Annotated in this window: 13 protein-coding genes and 1 pseudogene; 9 read left to right on the plus strand and 5 right to left on the minus strand. The window is 68.6% G+C overall.

Going from position 1 to position 16,812, the window contains the following annotated elements; translation table 11 throughout:
- Nucleotides 1-244: 244 nt before the first annotated feature.
- The 5 genes from OG214_RS37010 (at nucleotide 245) to OG214_RS37030 (ending at nucleotide 6,355) form a co-directional block, all read left to right on the plus strand.
- Nucleotides 245-1,960, plus strand: coding sequence for a tetratricopeptide repeat protein (locus OG214_RS37010; protein WP_405987271.1), 1,716 nt, complete (start codon nucleotides 245-247; stop codon nucleotides 1,958-1,960).
- Between the two features lie 310 nt (nucleotides 1,961-2,270).
- Nucleotides 2,271-3,290, plus strand: coding sequence for an LLM class flavin-dependent oxidoreductase (locus OG214_RS37015; RefSeq protein ID WP_405987272.1), 1,020 nt, complete (start codon nucleotides 2,271-2,273; stop codon nucleotides 3,288-3,290).
- Nucleotides 3,291-3,596: 306 nt separating this feature from the next.
- Complete coding sequence (locus OG214_RS37020; protein WP_405987273.1) at nucleotides 3,597-4,295, plus strand: alpha/beta fold hydrolase; 699 nt, start codon at nucleotides 3,597-3,599, stop codon at nucleotides 4,293-4,295.
- 433 nt (nucleotides 4,296-4,728) lie between these two features.
- Entirely contained in the window at nucleotides 4,729-5,499 is a 771-nt protein-coding gene (locus OG214_RS37025; protein ID WP_405987274.1) for an SDR family oxidoreductase, read from the plus strand.
- 433 nt (nucleotides 5,500-5,932) lie between these two features.
- Nucleotides 5,933-6,355 carry a hypothetical protein gene (locus tag OG214_RS37030; RefSeq protein ID WP_405987275.1) on the plus strand — a complete coding sequence of 141 codons (423 nt, stop codon included), beginning with the start codon at nucleotides 5,933-5,935 and terminating at the stop codon, nucleotides 6,353-6,355.
- Between the two features lie 479 nt (nucleotides 6,356-6,834).
- Here OG214_RS37030 and OG214_RS37035 read toward each other — a convergent pair whose 3' ends face one another.
- Nucleotides 6,835-9,150 carry a hypothetical protein gene (locus OG214_RS37035; RefSeq protein ID WP_405987276.1) on the minus strand — a complete coding sequence of 772 codons (2,316 nt, stop codon included), beginning with the start codon at nucleotides 9,148-9,150 and terminating at the stop codon, nucleotides 6,835-6,837.
- Nucleotides 9,151-9,897: 747 nt separating this feature from the next.
- Between OG214_RS37035 and OG214_RS37040 the strand changes: the two genes are divergently transcribed.
- On the plus strand, nucleotides 9,898-10,218 hold the full coding sequence (locus OG214_RS37040; RefSeq protein WP_405987709.1) for an SUKH-3 domain-containing protein: 321 nt from the start codon (nucleotides 9,898-9,900) through the stop codon (nucleotides 10,216-10,218).
- A 228-nt stretch (nucleotides 10,219-10,446) separates the two neighbouring features.
- On the opposite strand, the gene OG214_RS37045 is transcribed toward OG214_RS37040, so the two are convergent.
- Entirely contained in the window at nucleotides 10,447-11,262 is an 816-nt protein-coding gene (locus OG214_RS37045) for a phosphotransferase (protein WP_405987277.1), read from the minus strand.
- Between the two features lie 69 nt (nucleotides 11,263-11,331).
- Here OG214_RS37045 and OG214_RS37050 point away from each other — a divergent pair.
- Nucleotides 11,332-11,616: pseudogene (locus OG214_RS37050) on the plus strand (transposase); the annotation flags it as partial.
- Between the two features lie 26 nt (nucleotides 11,617-11,642).
- On the opposite strand, the gene OG214_RS37055 reads toward OG214_RS37050, so the two are convergent.
- From OG214_RS37055 to OG214_RS37065, 3 genes are all read right to left on the minus strand, one after another.
- Nucleotides 11,643-12,875: a phthiocerol/phthiodiolone dimycocerosyl transferase family protein gene (locus OG214_RS37055; RefSeq protein WP_405987278.1), complete on the minus strand. Its 1,233-nt coding sequence runs from the start codon at nucleotides 12,873-12,875 to the stop codon at nucleotides 11,643-11,645.
- A 141-nt stretch (nucleotides 12,876-13,016) separates the two neighbouring features.
- The gene (locus OG214_RS37060; protein WP_405987279.1) at nucleotides 13,017-13,490 is read right to left on the minus strand and encodes a hypothetical protein; all 474 of its coding nucleotides are present in this window, start codon (nucleotides 13,488-13,490) and stop codon (nucleotides 13,017-13,019) included.
- 148 nt (nucleotides 13,491-13,638) lie between these two features.
- Nucleotides 13,639-14,688, minus strand: a complete 1,050-nt coding sequence (locus OG214_RS37065; RefSeq protein ID WP_405987280.1) for a hypothetical protein — start codon at nucleotides 14,686-14,688, stop codon at nucleotides 13,639-13,641.
- A gap of 462 nt (nucleotides 14,689-15,150) precedes the next feature.
- Between OG214_RS37065 and OG214_RS37070 the strand changes: the two genes are divergently transcribed.
- Together OG214_RS37070 and OG214_RS37075 are read left to right on the plus strand one after the other, a co-directional pair.
- Nucleotides 15,151-16,347, plus strand: coding sequence for an IS30 family transposase (locus tag OG214_RS37070; RefSeq protein ID WP_405987281.1), 1,197 nt, complete (start codon nucleotides 15,151-15,153; stop codon nucleotides 16,345-16,347).
- Nucleotides 16,344-16,739, plus strand: a complete 396-nt coding sequence (locus tag OG214_RS37075; RefSeq protein WP_363083321.1) for a DUF6188 family protein — start codon at nucleotides 16,344-16,346, stop codon at nucleotides 16,737-16,739. Before OG214_RS37070 ends, OG214_RS37075 begins: the two co-directional genes overlap by 4 nt.
- The last annotated feature ends 73 nt before the right edge of the window (nucleotides 16,740-16,812 follow it).

Genomic DNA, 16,812 nt, shown 5'->3' on the forward strand with positions numbered 1-16,812 from the left:
GACATAAGCCCGAGGCCGACCCTCCTGCCGACTCACCTGTGCGCCCCTGCCGCACCGGCCCGGATCCCGGCCGTGCCATCGCGGCGGACCCGGCCGACCGGACGCGCGCACCGGCGGGTCGGGCCGACCGGGTGCGCGGTGTGCACACGGGCCCGGCCGGCCGGCGCGCGCTGTGCACGCATTTCCGGCCGCGGTGCGCAACCAGGGCGCGGGCCCGGCCGTCCTCCGTACAAGGGGGAAACGTATGGGGACCGCGCGCATTCTGCTACCGCCACTGCGTCTGCTGGCCCGTGCCGGTGTCCCGGCGGGCCGGCCGCTGCTCGGCACCGTTCTGACGCGGTGCCTCACGCCCGGCTGGGTGCTGCTGCGGGAGCAGCCGCCGGCGCGGCGCCTCGCATGGGGCGAGGACGCCGTCGCGGTGTACCGGGCCCTCGCCGCCGGCCGGCGCGGACGCCAGGCTCACCGGGACGGCCTGGCCCGCGCCCTCGCCCTGTACGCCCACGCGCTGCTGCGGACCGGCCGGTACGAGGACGCGCTCGCGGCGGCGGACGAGTCCCTGGCGGTCCCCGGCGCCCGCGTCTCCGTGACCCAGACCGCCTACACCCTTCACGCCCGCGCCGTGGCCCTGGCGGAGACGGACCGGCCGGACGAGGCGCTCACCGCGGCCCGGGACTGCGTGACCGCATACCGGCACACCACGCCCGAGCGCAGGGACCGGTCGCTGGGGAGCCTGCTGGGCGCCCTGCGTACGCACGCGTGGGTGCTCGGCCGTCTCCCTCGCCATGAGGAGTCCGTGGAGATCTATCTGGAGTGCCACGCGCTGCTGCGGAACATGTCCCTGTGGCGGTTGCTCCGCGTCCAGATGATCCAGGCCCGCGTACTGATCGAGCTGACCGGCGGACTGCGCGCCCTCGGCCGGTACGACGAGGCTGTCGCGGCCGGTACCGATGCGCGCGAGTGGACCGACGGCCTCGCCCTGCGGCTGTACCCCGAGATCCTTCCCCTGCGCGCCCAGCTCCTGACCGACCTGGCCTGGTGCTACGGCGCGACCGACGATCTGCCCCGGGCGCGCGACACCGCCGAGGAGGCCGTGCTCGTATGCCGCGCCCTGGCCGAGCGCGACCAGATCGCCGGTGAGCGGCGTCTCGTACTCGCGCTGCGATGTCTGGCACACCACCTCGGCGAGCTGGACACCCCCACGGGAGAACGGCTGGCCCTGCGCGAGCTGGCGGACCTCTGCACCCGGCTCGCCCGTACCCAGCCCGAGGTCTATGTGCCCGTGCTCGCCGAGGCGCTGGACGATCTGGCGTTCTGCCACCGGCGGCAGGGCGCCCACCGCAAGGCGGTCGAGGCCACCGAGGGGAGCGCGGACGCGTACCGTCGCGCCGCCGCGTTCGATCCCCGCACGTACGAACCGGAACTGGCCCGCGCGCTCGCCAACCTCAGCGTCCGGCAGCGCTCCACAGGCCGCCACGCGGCCGCCGTGACCAACGGCCGCGAGTCCCTGGCCATCACACGCCGGCTGGCCGAGTCCGACGGGGACACGTACCAGCCTCTGGTCGCCGACCGCCTGCGCATCCTCGCCCGCGCGCTGCGCCGCACCGGGAACGACACCGAGGCACTGACCTGCTACGAGGAGGCGGAGACCATCCTGCGGCGGCTCATGGAACACACCGACCCGCGGATCCATGAGGCCGCGCTCACCGCCACCTACTCCGCCCTCGCCGCCACCCTCCGCACGGCGGCCGGGACCCATCTCACCGACGGCCACCCCGACAAGGCCGTCGACGCCCTGCGCCACCTGCTCGCCCTCACCCGCCGTGCCGACCAGACCGACGTCCACGCCGCCTGCGTATCGGCCTTCGCCCGAGCCCGGGAACAGGCCCCCGACGAGATCGAACAGGCCTGGCGGGACGCCACGACAGACCCGTTCCCGTCCTTCGTCTACCGAGTTCCCTAGGGCCTGTCCGGCCGACCGCCTGCCGCGTACTCACGGCCTGTACCGGCCGTACCGGTGGTGCGGACGGCAGCGGGCCCCGGACGTCACCACGTCCGGGGCCCGCCAACCACTGCCTCCTTCAACGACCGCCGGCCCCCGGTGTCACGGCCTGCGCCGGGACCATCCGACCCACTCGTACAAGCGGAAGCGGCTCCGAGGGCGGTACGGGTGCCGCGCACCAGGTCCGCGGGTTTGCGTGAGACGGCCGCCTGCCACAATCGGAGGGTGCTGGTGTGCGGTGGAGCATGCCGCAAGACCATGGAGGATCCCTGTGCCGCTGCCCTCGGAACCCTTGCGGAAGCTGGGTTTCCTGACCATCGGATTGTTCGACGAGGCCGACCCCCGGCGGGGCCACGAGTCGACACTTGAGATCATCGAACTGGGTGAACGGCTCGGTTTTGACAGCGCGTGGATGCGCCACCGCCATCTGCAGTACGGTATCGCCTCTCCCGTCGCCGTTCTGGCGGCGGCCTCGCAGCGCACCAGTCGCATCGAACTGGGCACAGCGGTCATACCCATGGGATGGGAGAACCCGCTGCGGCTGGCGGAGGACCTGGCGACGGTCGACATCCTGTCCGGGGGCCGCCTCAATCCGGGCGTCAGCGTCGGTCCGCCGATCCACTACGACCAGATCAAACACGAGCTCTACCCCGACAGCGCGGATGCCGAGGATTTCAGCTACGAACGCGTGCGGCGGCTCCTGGACTTCGTACGCGGCGAACCGGTCAGCCGTTTCAGCGGTGTCGACGGCTTCGAAGTGTTCTCCGACCGCGTCCAGCCCCACTCCCATGGTCTGAGCCGCCGTATGTGGTACGGCGGAGCGAGTCTGCGGTCGGCCCAGTGGGCCGGTGAGCACGGGATGAACTTCCTGACCAGCAGCGTTGTGAAGGCGGAGGAGTCCGAGGAGTTCGCCGAGATCCAGCTTTCGCACATACGGACATTCCGCGCCCACCATCCCGACGGCGACCGTGCCCGCGTCTCCCAAGGGCTCGTCGTCATCCCCACCGACACCGCTTCGCCCGCGCAGCGCGAGAAGTACGAGGAATACGCCCGGAAGCGGACACCGCGTACCGCCACGCCGCAGGGGCCGGCGCGCATGATGTTCGCGCTCGATCTCGTCGGAACGTCCGCGGAGATCGCCGAACGGCTCTACTCACACGCCGCTTTCCGTGAGATCGACGAGGTCGCGTTCGCGCTGCCCTTCACCTTCGAACACGACGACTACGTCCAGATCCTCACCGACATCGCCACCGAACTCGGCCCGGCGCTCGGCTGGCAAGCAACCGCCTGAACGGCCTTCGCCGCGGGTGCCGAAGGCCGTACTGTTGCGGGCTCAGCCGGTGTCCCGGCCGTTCTTGCGCCGGTTCCGGTGTGCGGCCTGTTTCGCGCGGCTGCCACAGATCGCCATGGCGCACCATCTCCATCTCCGTCGTCGCCGTCCTCGATCCGGTCGATCTCCGTGTCGAACAGTGTGGCGATCGAGTTGACGAAGCCCGGACCGAGCGTGTCTGCGAGGAACAGAGCCGGAGCGTGCTGGACTTCTGCTGCCTGAACGCGTCTGACCATGTCCGAACGTGGGGGCTTCGAAGGAGCGGGAATGCACGAGAACACGGTCGGGGTGGTGATGGCGCACGCTGCCTGGGCCGATGGATCGAGCTGGAACAAGGTGATCGCCGGGCTGCGGTCCGAAGGAGTGAAGTCGGTCGCCGCGCCACTGCCGCTGACCTCTCTCGCCGACGATGTCGCGGCGCTCGAACGGACGCTGGAGCGGGTCGACGGCCCGGTGGTCGTGGTGGGACACGCCTACTCCGGCGCGGTCATCGCGTCGACCAGCGACGAGAAGGCCGCTTCGCTGGTGTATGTCACCGCGCTTGCCCCGGATGAGGGCGAGACGGTGGCTGACGTGTTCTACCGGGGCGAACGGCATCCGCGGGCTCCCGAGCTCGGACCCGACCGCCACGATCTGATCTGGCTGCCCGAGGATGCCTTCGCCGGCGCCTTCGCCCAACAGGCGTCAGCGCGGGAGCAGGTACTGCTGGCCGCCACGCAGCGGCCGCTCGCCGCCGGGTGCATCGGGGTCCCGGTGGGGCGTCCGGCGTGGAGGGACCGGCCGAGCTGGTTCCTCGTGGCCGAGGAGGACCGCATGATCCCCGCGGAGAACCAGCGCTTCATGGCCGGACGGATGAATGCACGGACGCGTACGGCTCCCACCGACCATCTGCCCATGCTCACAGCGCCGGCCGAGGTCGTCGCCATCGTGATGGAAGCGGTGCGCGAGGCCGGATCCGGTCGGTGACGGCTCAGCGGGACCCACCGGGAGGCCCATGCGATGGACAACCCCTCAGACGCTCCCGTCGCCGTCGAAGGCCAACCGGCAAGCGATCCGGACGCGCTGTACCCGAGGTTCCGTACGCGCTGTACCCGAGGTTCCAGGAGTACTTCCGGACCAGCAGGCCGCGGCTGCTCGCGGTGTGGGGCAGGAGCGATCCCTTCTTCCTGCCGGCCGGGGCCGAAAGTTTCAAGCGCGACATCCCCAACGCCGACGTCCGCTTTTTCTCGACACCGGCCACTTCGCCCTGGAGACCCATGTCGAGGAGATCGCCACGGCGATCCGCGAATTCCCCACCGCGTAGGCATCGCACCCGGCGGTGTGCGGATCGCGCCCGCCCAGGCCCTGTCCGGTCGATCTTCGTGGGCCGGCAACTCGTCAACAGCGAAGGAGAAGTGCAATGCCCAACCCCGTAGCGGTGGTCACCGGGGCCAGCCAGGGTATCGGTCGCTCCACGGCGATCCGGTTGGCCCGGGACTTTCCCTCGATCGTGCTCGTCGCACGCAACCGGTCCAATCTGGAGGACACCGCCTCCCAGGTGCGGGCGGCCGGGGCCGAGACCCATGTTGTCGGTCTGGACCTCTCCGAGCCCTCGGCGGCCAGGACGGTGGTCGAGGAAACGCTGGGGGCGTTCGGGCGTATCGACGCCCTGCTCAACATCGCCGGCGCGGTGCCCCAGATCGATCTGTTCGAGATGACGGACGAGCAGTGGGACGCGGGTATGGCCCTCAAGCTCCACGGTGCCCGGCGCCTGACGATCGAGGCATGGCCGGCACTGACCGAGGCCAAGGGTTCCGTGGTGCTGATGTCGGGCAACTCCGCCATCTTCCCCAAGGCGCTCTACGCGGCTGTCGGCACGACCAACGCCGCGATCGCCGCCCTCGCGAAGGCATTCGCCGACCGCGGCATCGATGACGGCGTCCAGGTCAACAGCGTCATGCCCGGCGCCGTCATGACGGGCCGCCGCCGTTCCTATCTCGAACACTGGGCGCCCGCCCACGGCATGACCGTAGAGGAGGCCACCGCCGACTTTCCGCAGAAGGTCGACATCGGACGCTTCGGCCGCCCGGAGGAGATCGCCGAACTGATGGCGTTCCTCGTCTCACCGGCGGCTCGCTGGATGACCGGATCGGTCGTCCGCATGGACGGCGGCGAGGTCAAGTCGGTCTGACCGCGCGGTAATTGCGCGGGCCTGCCCGATGAGGGAGATGAAGCGTTCGTGGGACGACGATGACCCCGGACTACGCCTCAGCGCGGCTGGCTTTCTGTGGCTGAGGCCCCAACTCCATGCTCATGAGCACGGCACACATGTGAGGGCCCGTCCCTGCCGGGGCTGACAAGGACGGGGAAGCTTCGATCGGCCACGCCCGGCGGGAACGGGAGCCGGGTAGGTCAGCGCCGTGCGGCGCACGAAGCCGCGGGTACGGCCCCACATGCCCCATCACCACGCCCACCCGGTCGCCTGACCACCCCGGACGGACGGCCCGAGACCAGGCATCCGGTCGCAGGGCGGGAACACAAGTGGTGGCGCTCACTGGCACGTTCACGAAACCCTGCCTGCCGCCCACCGGGCTGTCGGGATCATCGGCGGTTACGCTGACCGTATGAGCTGGGACGTCTTCATCATGCGCTCTCCGCCCGAGGCCGAGTCGATAGATCAGATCGCCGACGACTGGGACCCGCCGAGTCTGGGAACCGGACGGGAGATCCGCACTCTCCTCACCGATCTCCTGCCCGGTATCGAGTACACAACCAATGGTTGGGGCGACTACGAGGGACCCGGTTTCTCCATCAGCACACCCATCGACGAAGCAGACGGCGAGTCGGTCGGCGGAGTCGGTCTGTTCATCCATGGCGACAGCGACGCAGCAGCTCACGCCGCGCTCGCCCTCGCCGACGCGCTGGACGCACGTGCCTTCGACATCGGATCGGGAGACTTCCTCACCAAGGAGTCGGCACACTCCGCGTTCGACACCTGGCGCGCATACCGTGACCGCGTTCTGGCCCAGCACAAGGATCATCGGTGAACGCCGACGGTACCGTCGAGGAGCCAACCGTTGACCACGCCGAGCGGCGCCGATACCGCACAGCCGTGGCCGAAGCGCTCACCGATGCCGGCATCCCCCCGACTGAGCGGTGGGGTCGTGGTCTTCTGGGGCACGAGGGGTGGCCACCGTGGCTGGGGCTGTGCGCCACTGGATGCGAAAGGTGACCCTCTTCTGACCATCGTCACCTGGCTGCCGGTCCACCGCTGACGTCCCCGGTCGACAGCCAGATGACGAGGGTTGCGGCGGGTGACGGTGCCGAGGAAGACGTAGCCGCGCATGTTGTGGCGAGTGGCGACGGCTCGTGCCTGCTTGGACCGATTGATGGCGCGCTCGACGGTGTCACGTTTCCTGTACCGCTCTTCGTCGAAGCCGGGTGGCCTTCCGCCGCCCCCTCGCCGCGCGGCAAGGGGGCAGCGGTTCCTCCGGTCAGTGCTGCGTCGAAACCGGTTCGCTCGCCTTCACACGGTGAATCCGTCGAGGGTGCTGTACTGCCCGGACAGCTTGGTCACCACGATGGTGTGTCTGCCCGAGGAGAGCAGACCGGACGTGTACACCGCGACGTTCGCATGTCGTACGCCGTCGCTCGGCAGTGTGCTGACGACCTGCTGCGGTCCGCCGTCGATGCTGATGCCGATGTTTCCCTGGTCGGTGTTCTGCTCCCCGTAGACCGTGACTTTGGTGCCGGTGAAGGTGAGCGACGCGGTCGCCCCGTTCGCCGTCGCGTAGTGGACGTCGTTCTGGTGGTCGCCGTACGAGCGGCCGCCCGCGTACGCGTATCCGCTGTAGGTGATTGTGCTGTCGTCGTCGTTGAGCCGGATGGATCCAGGGACCTGTGGAGTGACGGAGATCTGCCCGGCCGAGGTGCCGGCCGGAACGGGGACGATCATGAATCCGCTGGACAGGTGGGTCACTCCGGCGACCGGGGTGGTGCCGATGTACACCGGCGTCGCCGGGCCGAAGCCCTCGCCGGCGACGAGGACCTCCGTCGCGTTGGCCGTGGGCGACACGTAGAAGATTCTCGCGGGGACGGAGAGGGCCGGTGTGAAGGAGCCGGAGCCCGTGCCCGCGGCGCGCAGCAGGGCGTTGGGAAGGTCGGTCGGCCTGGGGGTCGCCGGGATGGTCGTGTTCCCACTCGCGTGGGTGTCGACCGGCTGGGCGCACGGGTAGGACTGGATGCCGGCGGAGAAGTAATTGCCGGTGATCCAGAAGTGGCCCGTCGGGCTACAGCCGCCGTGTGCTTTGTCACCGGCGCGGAAGGCGATGTTCCCCTGCCAGTTGATCCATTCCGAGCCGGCGTCGTTGTAGTAGGTGAAGTTGGTCGTGGGGCCGTTGTAGGCGATGTTGCCGGTGACCTGAAGGCCCTTGGCCAGAGTCCGCACCGGGTCGATCGTCGTCCCGTCCGCCTGGTACACGTACTGCGCCTGGTGTCCCTCGACGTAGACGGCGCCGCCGTCGCTGCGGACGGACAGATAGTCATGGAGGATGTTGTTGCTGATGGTGTTCGAGCTGTTGATGTTCGTGGTGTTCTGCGGGGTGCTCGCCTGATTGACATGGCCCTGGATGACTCCGGCCGTGATGCCGGTGTAGGGCAGGTCGTACAGGTTGTTCCGGGTGATGGTCGTGTGCTGCGAGAACAGCAGGGTGATGCCGCTGGCCGAGGAGTAGTCGGTACCGATGTGATGGATGACGTTGTCCGCCACGGTGGTACCGGTCAGGATCTCGTTGGTGCCGATCGCAGCGGTTTCATTCGCTCCATTGGGGGTGCAGTTCTGCTTGATCCCCGCAGCGTCGGACGGGTTGGTCGGCAGCGGGTCGTAGGTGCAGCCGAGGAGGATCGCGGTCGAGGCGATGTCGGTGAACTCGTTGCCCTGGATGAGGGTGTCGGTCGCTCCGTACATCACGCCCAGTCCGGCTCCGCCGAGTTGGGTGAACCGGTTGCCGGTGAGCGTGACGTTCTTGGAGGCGGTGAACGAGACGTTCGCCAGCGGCTGGGTCAGCGATCCCCAGGGGCAGCTTCCCGCGGGATTGGAGAACGTGCACATGCCCTGGTTGTTCGCGCCGGTCATCCGCAGATTGCTCTGCACGTCGGCGAACCCGGAGCCGGTGGACGGAGCGTTCCAGGTCGCGAACGAGAACTGAAGACCGCTGAAGGTGATGTCATGGATGGGCGCCGCGAGAGTACCGGCACCCTGGACCAGGGTCTCGAGGCGCGGCAGTTCCACGTCGAGGGCGGACATCTGCTGGCCCGCGGAAGGCTTGTAGTACAACGTGCCGCCGGCGCCGTCCAGGAACCACTGCCCGGAACCGAGCAGGGCCTGCGCGTTCTCGATCCGCGCGGGCATCGTGTGGGGCGACATGGACGGCAGGCCACCGCTGGCTTGGGCGTAGGACGCCCGAGCCGTCACATTGGTCCAGCACGGCTGGCTCATCCTCAGCGTTCCGGCCGCCGCGGAGAAGCTTGCCACGCGGCACCTCGACTCGGTCCACGGCCCGTTGCCACCGGGGTAGCCGAACTCGACTCCCGCCACCTGGCTCGCGGTCAGCGAGCCGAACCACGCCATCGCCGCCGGATCGCCGGAGATCGTGTAGCCCGTCGACGTCCCGGTCCACGAGCCCCGGAATCCCAGGCTCGCCGGGGTCGCCTGCGCTATCGGGGCCTTGTGGCCGTCGATGTACAGCTGGCGGCTGTTGCTGGAGCTGGGTACCGGAGCGGACCACACCCCGCTCGATCCGCGCTGCGTCCATCCGGTGACCTGTGAGGCCCCCGAGATCACCGGATGAGCCCCTGGCGCGGACCTCCATACCACCGGGTGGCCCGGCGTGCCCGAGTCCGCCGGGCCGAGGGACCAGGTCCTCGACAAGCGGTACACACCGTCGGCCAGCAGTACGCTGACGTCCGCGGAACCGTCTGCGGCGAGATGAGTTCGAACCGCCTCCTGGGCACCGGACAGAGAACACGGGGCCGAGGAAGAACAGGCCGAACCCGCCCCGGACGGCGACGCGTAGAGCGTCACGGAGGGCGCGGCAGCGGCGGATTGAACTACGGGCGCCGTCAGAATCAGACCGAGGGCCGCTGCGATCGGGCCGACGCGGCGCAGCAGCCTCCGCGTGATCGAACCTTGTGGTGACACGGGCGGGTCCTTCCCATGTACGGAGACGAGACGTTCTGAGTGACCGGACGATTGACGTGGCGGGTCGGGCAGCGCGCATGTATGCGTCTGAGAGGTGCTTCCGGTGGGCCGAGGGCCTGGACCGCACTTACATCCTATGTTTGGTGAATAGTCGAGCTGCCGCCCGTTCCTGTCAAGGGTCTGCGCAAACGGCCCGCACCAACGCTTTGTTCCGGTAACGGTGTTGAGCACGCCGTCGCCACCGCACGCTTACAGCGCCACCTGAACTGCCCACAGGTACAGATTCATCGGGTGTCTGGTTCGTCGGCCCAGGCTATGAGGTGCCAGCCGACAGCCTCCACCGCGCCGGGCACGTTGTCCCGTTTGATGGGGCGGCGCCTCTAGGAGTTTCTGCGGGATTTCGGCGGGCTGAGGGTTGGCGACCGTGGTCCCGGCATCACGCGTGCGCGGGAGGCGATCGAATTCGACCCGCTGCTCGCGGTGGGTGAGGGCGACTACTTCGGCGAGTGGAGTGAGGAGATCGGCCATCGCCTGTTTCCTGTGGGGGAGCTCGACCACGGTCGCGCGTTTCTCGGCCTGGACGAACAGGGCGAACTGTACGCCGTGGCCGACTGGCCGGCCCGGTTCGGCCGTATGCCCGAGGCCATGGAGAATCTTGTTCTCGGCGTAATGCCGGTCCACAAGGGCGACTTCGCTCAGCCCCGAGCTTGAGATTCAACCCGTAGAAGCCTTTGGTGCCTGGCTCGCATGCTGGTCCGATGAGTCCGACTGTCACGAAGGAATGGAGCCGTGGATGTGTGGCCTTGCACCGGGACCGGTACGAGCTGGCCACAGACCCGTACTTCGGCGTCCGTCTGTGGCTGCAGACCGAGACCCGGCACGGGTGGGTATGGGCCTACAACCTGACAAGCTGAGCTTGTTCTTCAACCTCCGGGCCGGTCAGTCCAGCAGGGTGGTCGTGAACACCTCGCGGTGGGCCACGAGCCACTCCTGAACGCGGTCCCACCGTTGCCAACCACCGCGCTCGGACAGCACCTGTGTGTAGACAGGGTCACCGTCGGCCACGCGGTCGGCGACGAAGGCCCGGCAGGACGCGGTGGCCTGTTCAATGACTCCGGGCAGTTCAGCGCGCTGCTGCGGGGAGAGGCCGTAGCTGTCGGCGAGGAGTCGCAGTCGCTTCGGGACGTCCAGCCCGGCCGGGTAGAGGGCTGCCGCAGACTCGGGATCGAGCATCGGGACCCAGTAGCGGGCGGTCATGGCGACATCCCACAGTGGTCGTCCTGGTGCCGCCAGGTCGAAATCGATCAAGGCTGTGGCTCGACCGTCGCGGAAGACGACATTGTCCGGGCACACGTCGTTGTGGCACAGCATCGTTCCTCCCTCAGGGTCGGCCAGAGCCTGGGGCCACGCGGCGCGGGTGTCCACGGTGACGGCCGAGCTGGCGTCGTGCAGGCGCCGTAGCAGGCTTCCCACCGAACTCAGAGCGGCCTCCGTCATCACCCAGCGGGGAAACGGCGGCAAAGCGACGTCACCGGGAATGTAGGTCAGCTGCTCGCGGCCGTCCGTGGTGAGCTGGACCGGGGTCGGAGCCGCGTCGAAGCCGTGCTCCTTGAGCGCGCGGAGGTGGCTGTGAAGGGCGCGCGCGGTAGGCGGCGCCGGGCGTTCCACCAGGGAACCGCGGCGGAAGACCGCACCCGCGTTCACCATCCCGCCGTTCAGCGCTTCGCCCTGCGCCGCCCCGCCCTCAACTGTCATGCCGGTCACGCTACCGGCAGGCTGGCATCGGTTGGACCGGCTCCGAAACGCGCTTCGAACTTGGCGGCCGTGGAGCCGACGCTCCTGCCCGAGCGCCGACGCGGGCACGGTGCGATGTATGGAGGCCTCAACCAGGGGCGGATCGACACCGCGCGGCTATAGTCACGTCCGGTCGGCCTACCGCTGCCCCGCTTCCCGGACGGACGCCTGGTCGTGGCCGTGGACGTTTCACCGTGGCTGCGGTCGGACGCGTCGGACGCGCCGTGCTCGCCGGACCGGCTGTTCTGCCACGTCTACGGGCGGGCGAAGACAGCCTCGAAGTCCAGTGCCTGGCAGGCCCTCCGAAGGTCCTGGCATCACGCCCGGCATCCGAACCACCGCTATGTGGTCAGGCTGTCGACGGCGGCGGACAGTCGGTTGCTCAGTTCCCTGATCTGGGCGTCGGTATACCAGGCCCTGCTGTAGGTGAGATCGATGGCGAGTCGGCCCTGGTAGCGGCTGACGACCGCGAAGACCATCGGCACATGGCCGAGGGGGGCCAGGCGGACATCGCTGATCCTGAGGCCGTCCGGGAGGACCGGTTCGGCGATGGTGCCGACGTTGGTGATGACCAGACTGGGCGGGTGCTGGTCGAGCATGTAGGGGAAAGCCGCCAGTTCCATCGCCGCCGCCCCGCTCTCCAGATCGGCGCGCAACTGGGCGGCCAGCTCTTGTCCGACCTCGGCAGGGTGGGCGTGGTCGGTGATCCGGAGCCGGATGGAGGTGGTGGTCGCCGCGGACTGCAGAACCTCGGCGGGCAGTGGCGGGGAGAGTCTGCGGCGCATGTCCGCCGCCGTTGTGCACAGCATCCGCACCGGCCCGTCCTGAACGGGAAACAGTGACCGCAGGCTGGTCAGCAGGACACCGGAGACCAACGCGTTGAGAGTCAGCCCGGCGTCGCGGGCGCGCTCGACCAGCCGCGCGCACTGATCGATGTCGGCTCCGACGCCGGTGATCGCGAAGGTCATGTCGGGACCGGGGCCGCCGTCACGTGCCGCCAGGGCGGGCAGGAGCGCGGGCGGGGCCTCGGCATCCAGCCGTGCGCGTTCGGCGACGAAGTCCCGTAGCCGCTGCGGTGTGAAACGGGCGGCGAGGAGGTCGTCGAGTGCCGGTCCCAGCACCGGCCGGACGGGATCGGCGGGCAGGGACCGGCCCTCGGCGACCGCGGTGTAGAGCTCCCACAGACGCCGGTGGACGGCCAGGTAGCTCATACCGTCGACGAATGCGCGCGGCAGCGTCATCACGACCCGGGTACGACCGGGCTCGCGCACCACGGCCAGCCGCAGCAGCGGGCCGCGGTCCCACGCGAGGGGCGCGTTGATCTCCTTGCCCAGATCAACACCGTGATGGAGGGTGGGCCCCGCGGCCGCCTCCTCCACCCGGACCAGTGGCCGGCCCTCTCCCTCCCCAGTGACGATCTTCCCCGCGATCAGCGGATAGCAGGCGCGCAGATGAACCAGTGCCTGCGTCAGAATGCCCTCATCCAGCTCCCCCTCGACCACGCTGTGCAGCACGACCCGGACACCGGCCGCGGCGATGGCCGCCTCGTGCGGCGCGAGCAGACGCTCGGTCATGATTCCCTCCCCAGAACCGACACAGCCACGATCGCGCCCCCGGCAGCCTCCGCGCACCCGAATGCCCCAACTACGCCCAGGACGAGTGAAGACCGCCCGGAAACCGCCTCCGCGGGCCGGGCGTGATCACTCATCGGTGCGCTACCGGACCGGTCCTCGCTCGTCGACGAGCACCGTGGGCGGAGACAAGAACACATCGGTTCCTACCGGACCGTAGGCGATGTTGAAGGTGTCGAGCCAGTACGACCAGTCCCGCACCCCCGCCGCGCTGCTGAAACGGTAGTTGAGCTGCCAGCGGACCCACTGCCCGGGAACGAGGCGCACGGCCGGGGGCCGTCGTGGCCGGGGAGGTATGGCAAACAGTGGCTGGACTCGGGGAAGGACGCCCAACCGACCGTCGTCTTCTCGGAGCCGGACGTCAACCTCGCGCAGGTCTTCCTGGCAGTCATACGGGTCAAAGCCGTCTTGCTCACGCATGCGCACTACATGCGCGACCGAAGGCGGCATACGCGGGACACGAAAACCGACCGGGACCGCGTTCCTGCGAGCCGCGGCCGGCCCTCCCCGAGACCGCTTCGTCCAGGACGTCCGTATCCATTGGACGGTTACCTGCATGACGCTTTCCCCCGCCGCCTCATCGAAAGCCTCGCCCTGCGCCCGCACAGCTTCGCGCCGGTCCTGGCATCCTGATCATTTCCTTGAGCCGCGAACAGCCGGCGCCGGTACGAGGGCTCCGTGTCGGGAGGCTCGCGAAGGCGCGTCTTCATGAGGTCCATGGGGCCGGCCATTCGGCGACGATGCGGCCGTCTTCGCCAGGCACGACCTCCTGCGTGAATACGACGTCCTCGTACGGCCACACGAAGAAACCGAACTCCGAACCCGGCGGCAGTTCGGCCTCGCCCGGCAGCGGAGTTCCCTCCCCGCACGTCAGTGTGCGGAGCGCCCCGCTGCCGGACAGCGGGAAGACCACGACACACGGATCATCGTTGTCCGCGCGCAACAAGTCCACCGCCCGCGCGATTTCGCCCCGGGGGGCCCACCGGATCTCCGCGTCGAAGAAGGCGGTGACCAGGCTCTGGCTCCTGACTGATCGTGCGACCGAGGGGAGGCCGCCTTCCCCCACGAGATACCACCGGTGACCGTGGTCCCCATGCGCCCAGCGTTCCAGGACGAGCGTGCGCGTGCGGCCCTCCGTCGAGGCGGCGCGTGTGGCGACCTCGGCCCAGAACCGGTCATCCGCGGGGCGGGAGACGGGCTGTTCCTCATCCTGTTCCCAAGGAACCCGTATCGGGTACAGCCCCATCTTCTCGATCTCCACCAGAGCCCCGACGGCACTCTCCGGAATCTGCGCCGAAAGATAGAAGTCCGTCTCCACTGCTATCTGCAACTGCCCGCTCTCAAGCAGGACCGAGGGCGAGCCGCCGCGTAGATTCTCTCTGAGCAGTCGCAGGGCAGTCTCCAGACCGACGGTCCGGCCGTCGTAGACCTCGCCCAGCCACGACGGCGCGGGCTGAGGCAGGAAGACATGCCGCAAGATGAAGCGATCCGTACCGACAGCCCTGGCCAGGAGGTTGGCCGCCGCGATGTAGCGGTCTTCGGCCCGCTGGTACTCCTCGGCGGTGAGGACACAGCCGTTGAACGACGCGCCGATATCGTCGTAGGACGTCCAGTCGTCGACCTCACCGCGACGTCTGGCCTCGTCGTACTTGGAGATGAGGAGGCAGACGGTCGTGGACGAACCCCTTCCGGACGCATGGCCACTTGGACAGCACTCCGTATCCGCCGCGGCGTAAGGAAGATCATCCTCTGGCATCCGCGGGAACTCCTATTCCGGGGTCGGCTATTCCGGGGTCGGCGACCGGTGTCGGTGACGAGCCGGCAAGGCCTGGCCGAGGTGAGCTGTCCGGACACACGTCACGGCATTATGCGCGTGGGGTCCGAACGGGTGCACCCGATATACGTGACGTGACAGGCGCTTACGGTCCTCGTTCACGACTCCGCACGCGGCGTGAGGCAGCGTGCGGAGTCGTATGCGCAGGAGCGTCGGGGCAGTCGGTCGGTGTGCGCGCGAGCGGGCTTCGTCGTGGCGCGCGCATCCGGCGGGCCGTGTCTGCGCGATCCGTGGTCGGGGCGTTGTTCTGGGTTCTAGTGATCGTTGCAACACCTCAGCTCAGAGGTGGCGATGGACGTCGAATTTCGTGGGAGCCGGAGGCCCCAGGGCAACAGGCCGTTGGTCCAAGAGCGGGAGACATACTTCCTACTTGTGGATCAAGGAATGAGCTTTGCCGAGGCTGCCAGGACCGTCGGAATCAGCACCCGCACCGGCGAACGATGGCGCAACGGACGAGGTGCCTCGGGTCGGATCAAGGCCTATCCACCGCTCAACGCGACACCCGTCGATGAATCGAGCGATCCCTCGCGCTATCTCCGCGAGGCCGACCGCGTCCACATAGCCGACCGGCTACTCGAGAAGGCCACCATCCGGGCGATCGCTGCCGAACTGGGCCGAAGCCCATCGACGATCAGCCGCGAAGTCCGCCGCAACGGCACCGTCCTGGCCGACGGCCGCTGGCACTACCGTCCCTACACCGCCCAGCGCCGTGCTGACGCCCGCCGGCCTCGCCCCAAGCCCGGGAAGATCGGCCAGAACCCGGAACTGCACGACTTCATCCAGTCGCACCTGACCCTGCGCTGGAGCCCCGAGCAGATCTGCCACGCGCTGCGCAGATGCTTCGATCAGCGGCCAGACATGCACGTGAGCCACGAGACCATCTACCAGGCCCTTTACACCCAAGGCCGCACAGAACTCCGCCGTGAACTGACCCAAACTCTGCGCACCGGACGTGTCAGACGGCTCCCTCGCCGCCTTGCCGACCGCCGACGTTTCCGGGCAGTCAAGAACAAGGTCATGATCAGCCAACGGCCGCCCGAGGCAGCCGACCGGGCCGTCCCCGGGCGCTGGGAAGGTGACCTGATCCTCGGCCGCAAGAAGCACTCCGCGATCGCCACCCTGGTCGACCGCAGCACCCGATACCTGCTGCTGGTCCACCTGCCCGACGGCTACAACTCCGCAGCCGTGCGCGATGCCCTCATCGCCACGATCAACCCCCTGCCACCCGATCTGAAGCGATCTCTGACCTGGGATCAAGGCACCGAAATGGCCGCTCACCGCGGCTTCAGCATGGCCACCAACGTCCCGGTCTACTTCTGCGACCCCGGCAGCCCGTGGCAGCGCGGCTCGAACGAAAACGCCAACGGCCTGCTCCGGCAGTACTTTCCCAAAGGCACCGACCTGTCCGTCCACACTCGCGAACACCTGAACGCGGTCGCCTCCGAACTGAACAGCAGGCCCCGCAAGACGCTTGGCTGGGAAACGCCGACCGAGCGCCTGTCTACACTGCTCAAGGCCCAACAGGGCCGGTCGTCGGCTTTCCGGCGACACGCGGCACAACCGTGGCAGGGGGAGCTGTGAGAGTACCTGCGGAGCTGGTCGGCAGCCGTGTCACACGCACGGCCTTCGATCACCAGGTCCGGATCGGTTTCACCGATCACGCCCCAGACAGTCGCATCCGCATCGAGGGCGAGCTCGTCATCGAGACACCGTTCACCCTCACGGACTCCTCGGGCCACCAGGTCCTACTGATGCCAGCGACTGGACCGTTCTTGGCGCCGGTACTCGACCTGTTCGCCAAGTGCGTCACCGAAATCGAGGTCACCGGGCAAGGCACCCTGTCTCTCGGCTTCGACGACGGAACTCGGCTCAGCATCGAGCCAGACCCCGACTACGAGTCGTGGAACCTCACCGGCTCAGGAATCGATCCCGTCCTAGTTGGCCCAGGCGGCGAGACCGACTGGCAACACTGATCATCGCCGCAACCGAAACCGTTGTGGCACTCAACCTGTTGCAACGACCGCTGGAATCCGCCTGTTCGCGCCG

Source organism: Streptomyces sp. NBC_00872 (genome assembly GCF_045161915.1).
Lineage (GTDB): Bacteria > Actinomycetota > Actinomycetes > Streptomycetales > Streptomycetaceae > Streptomyces.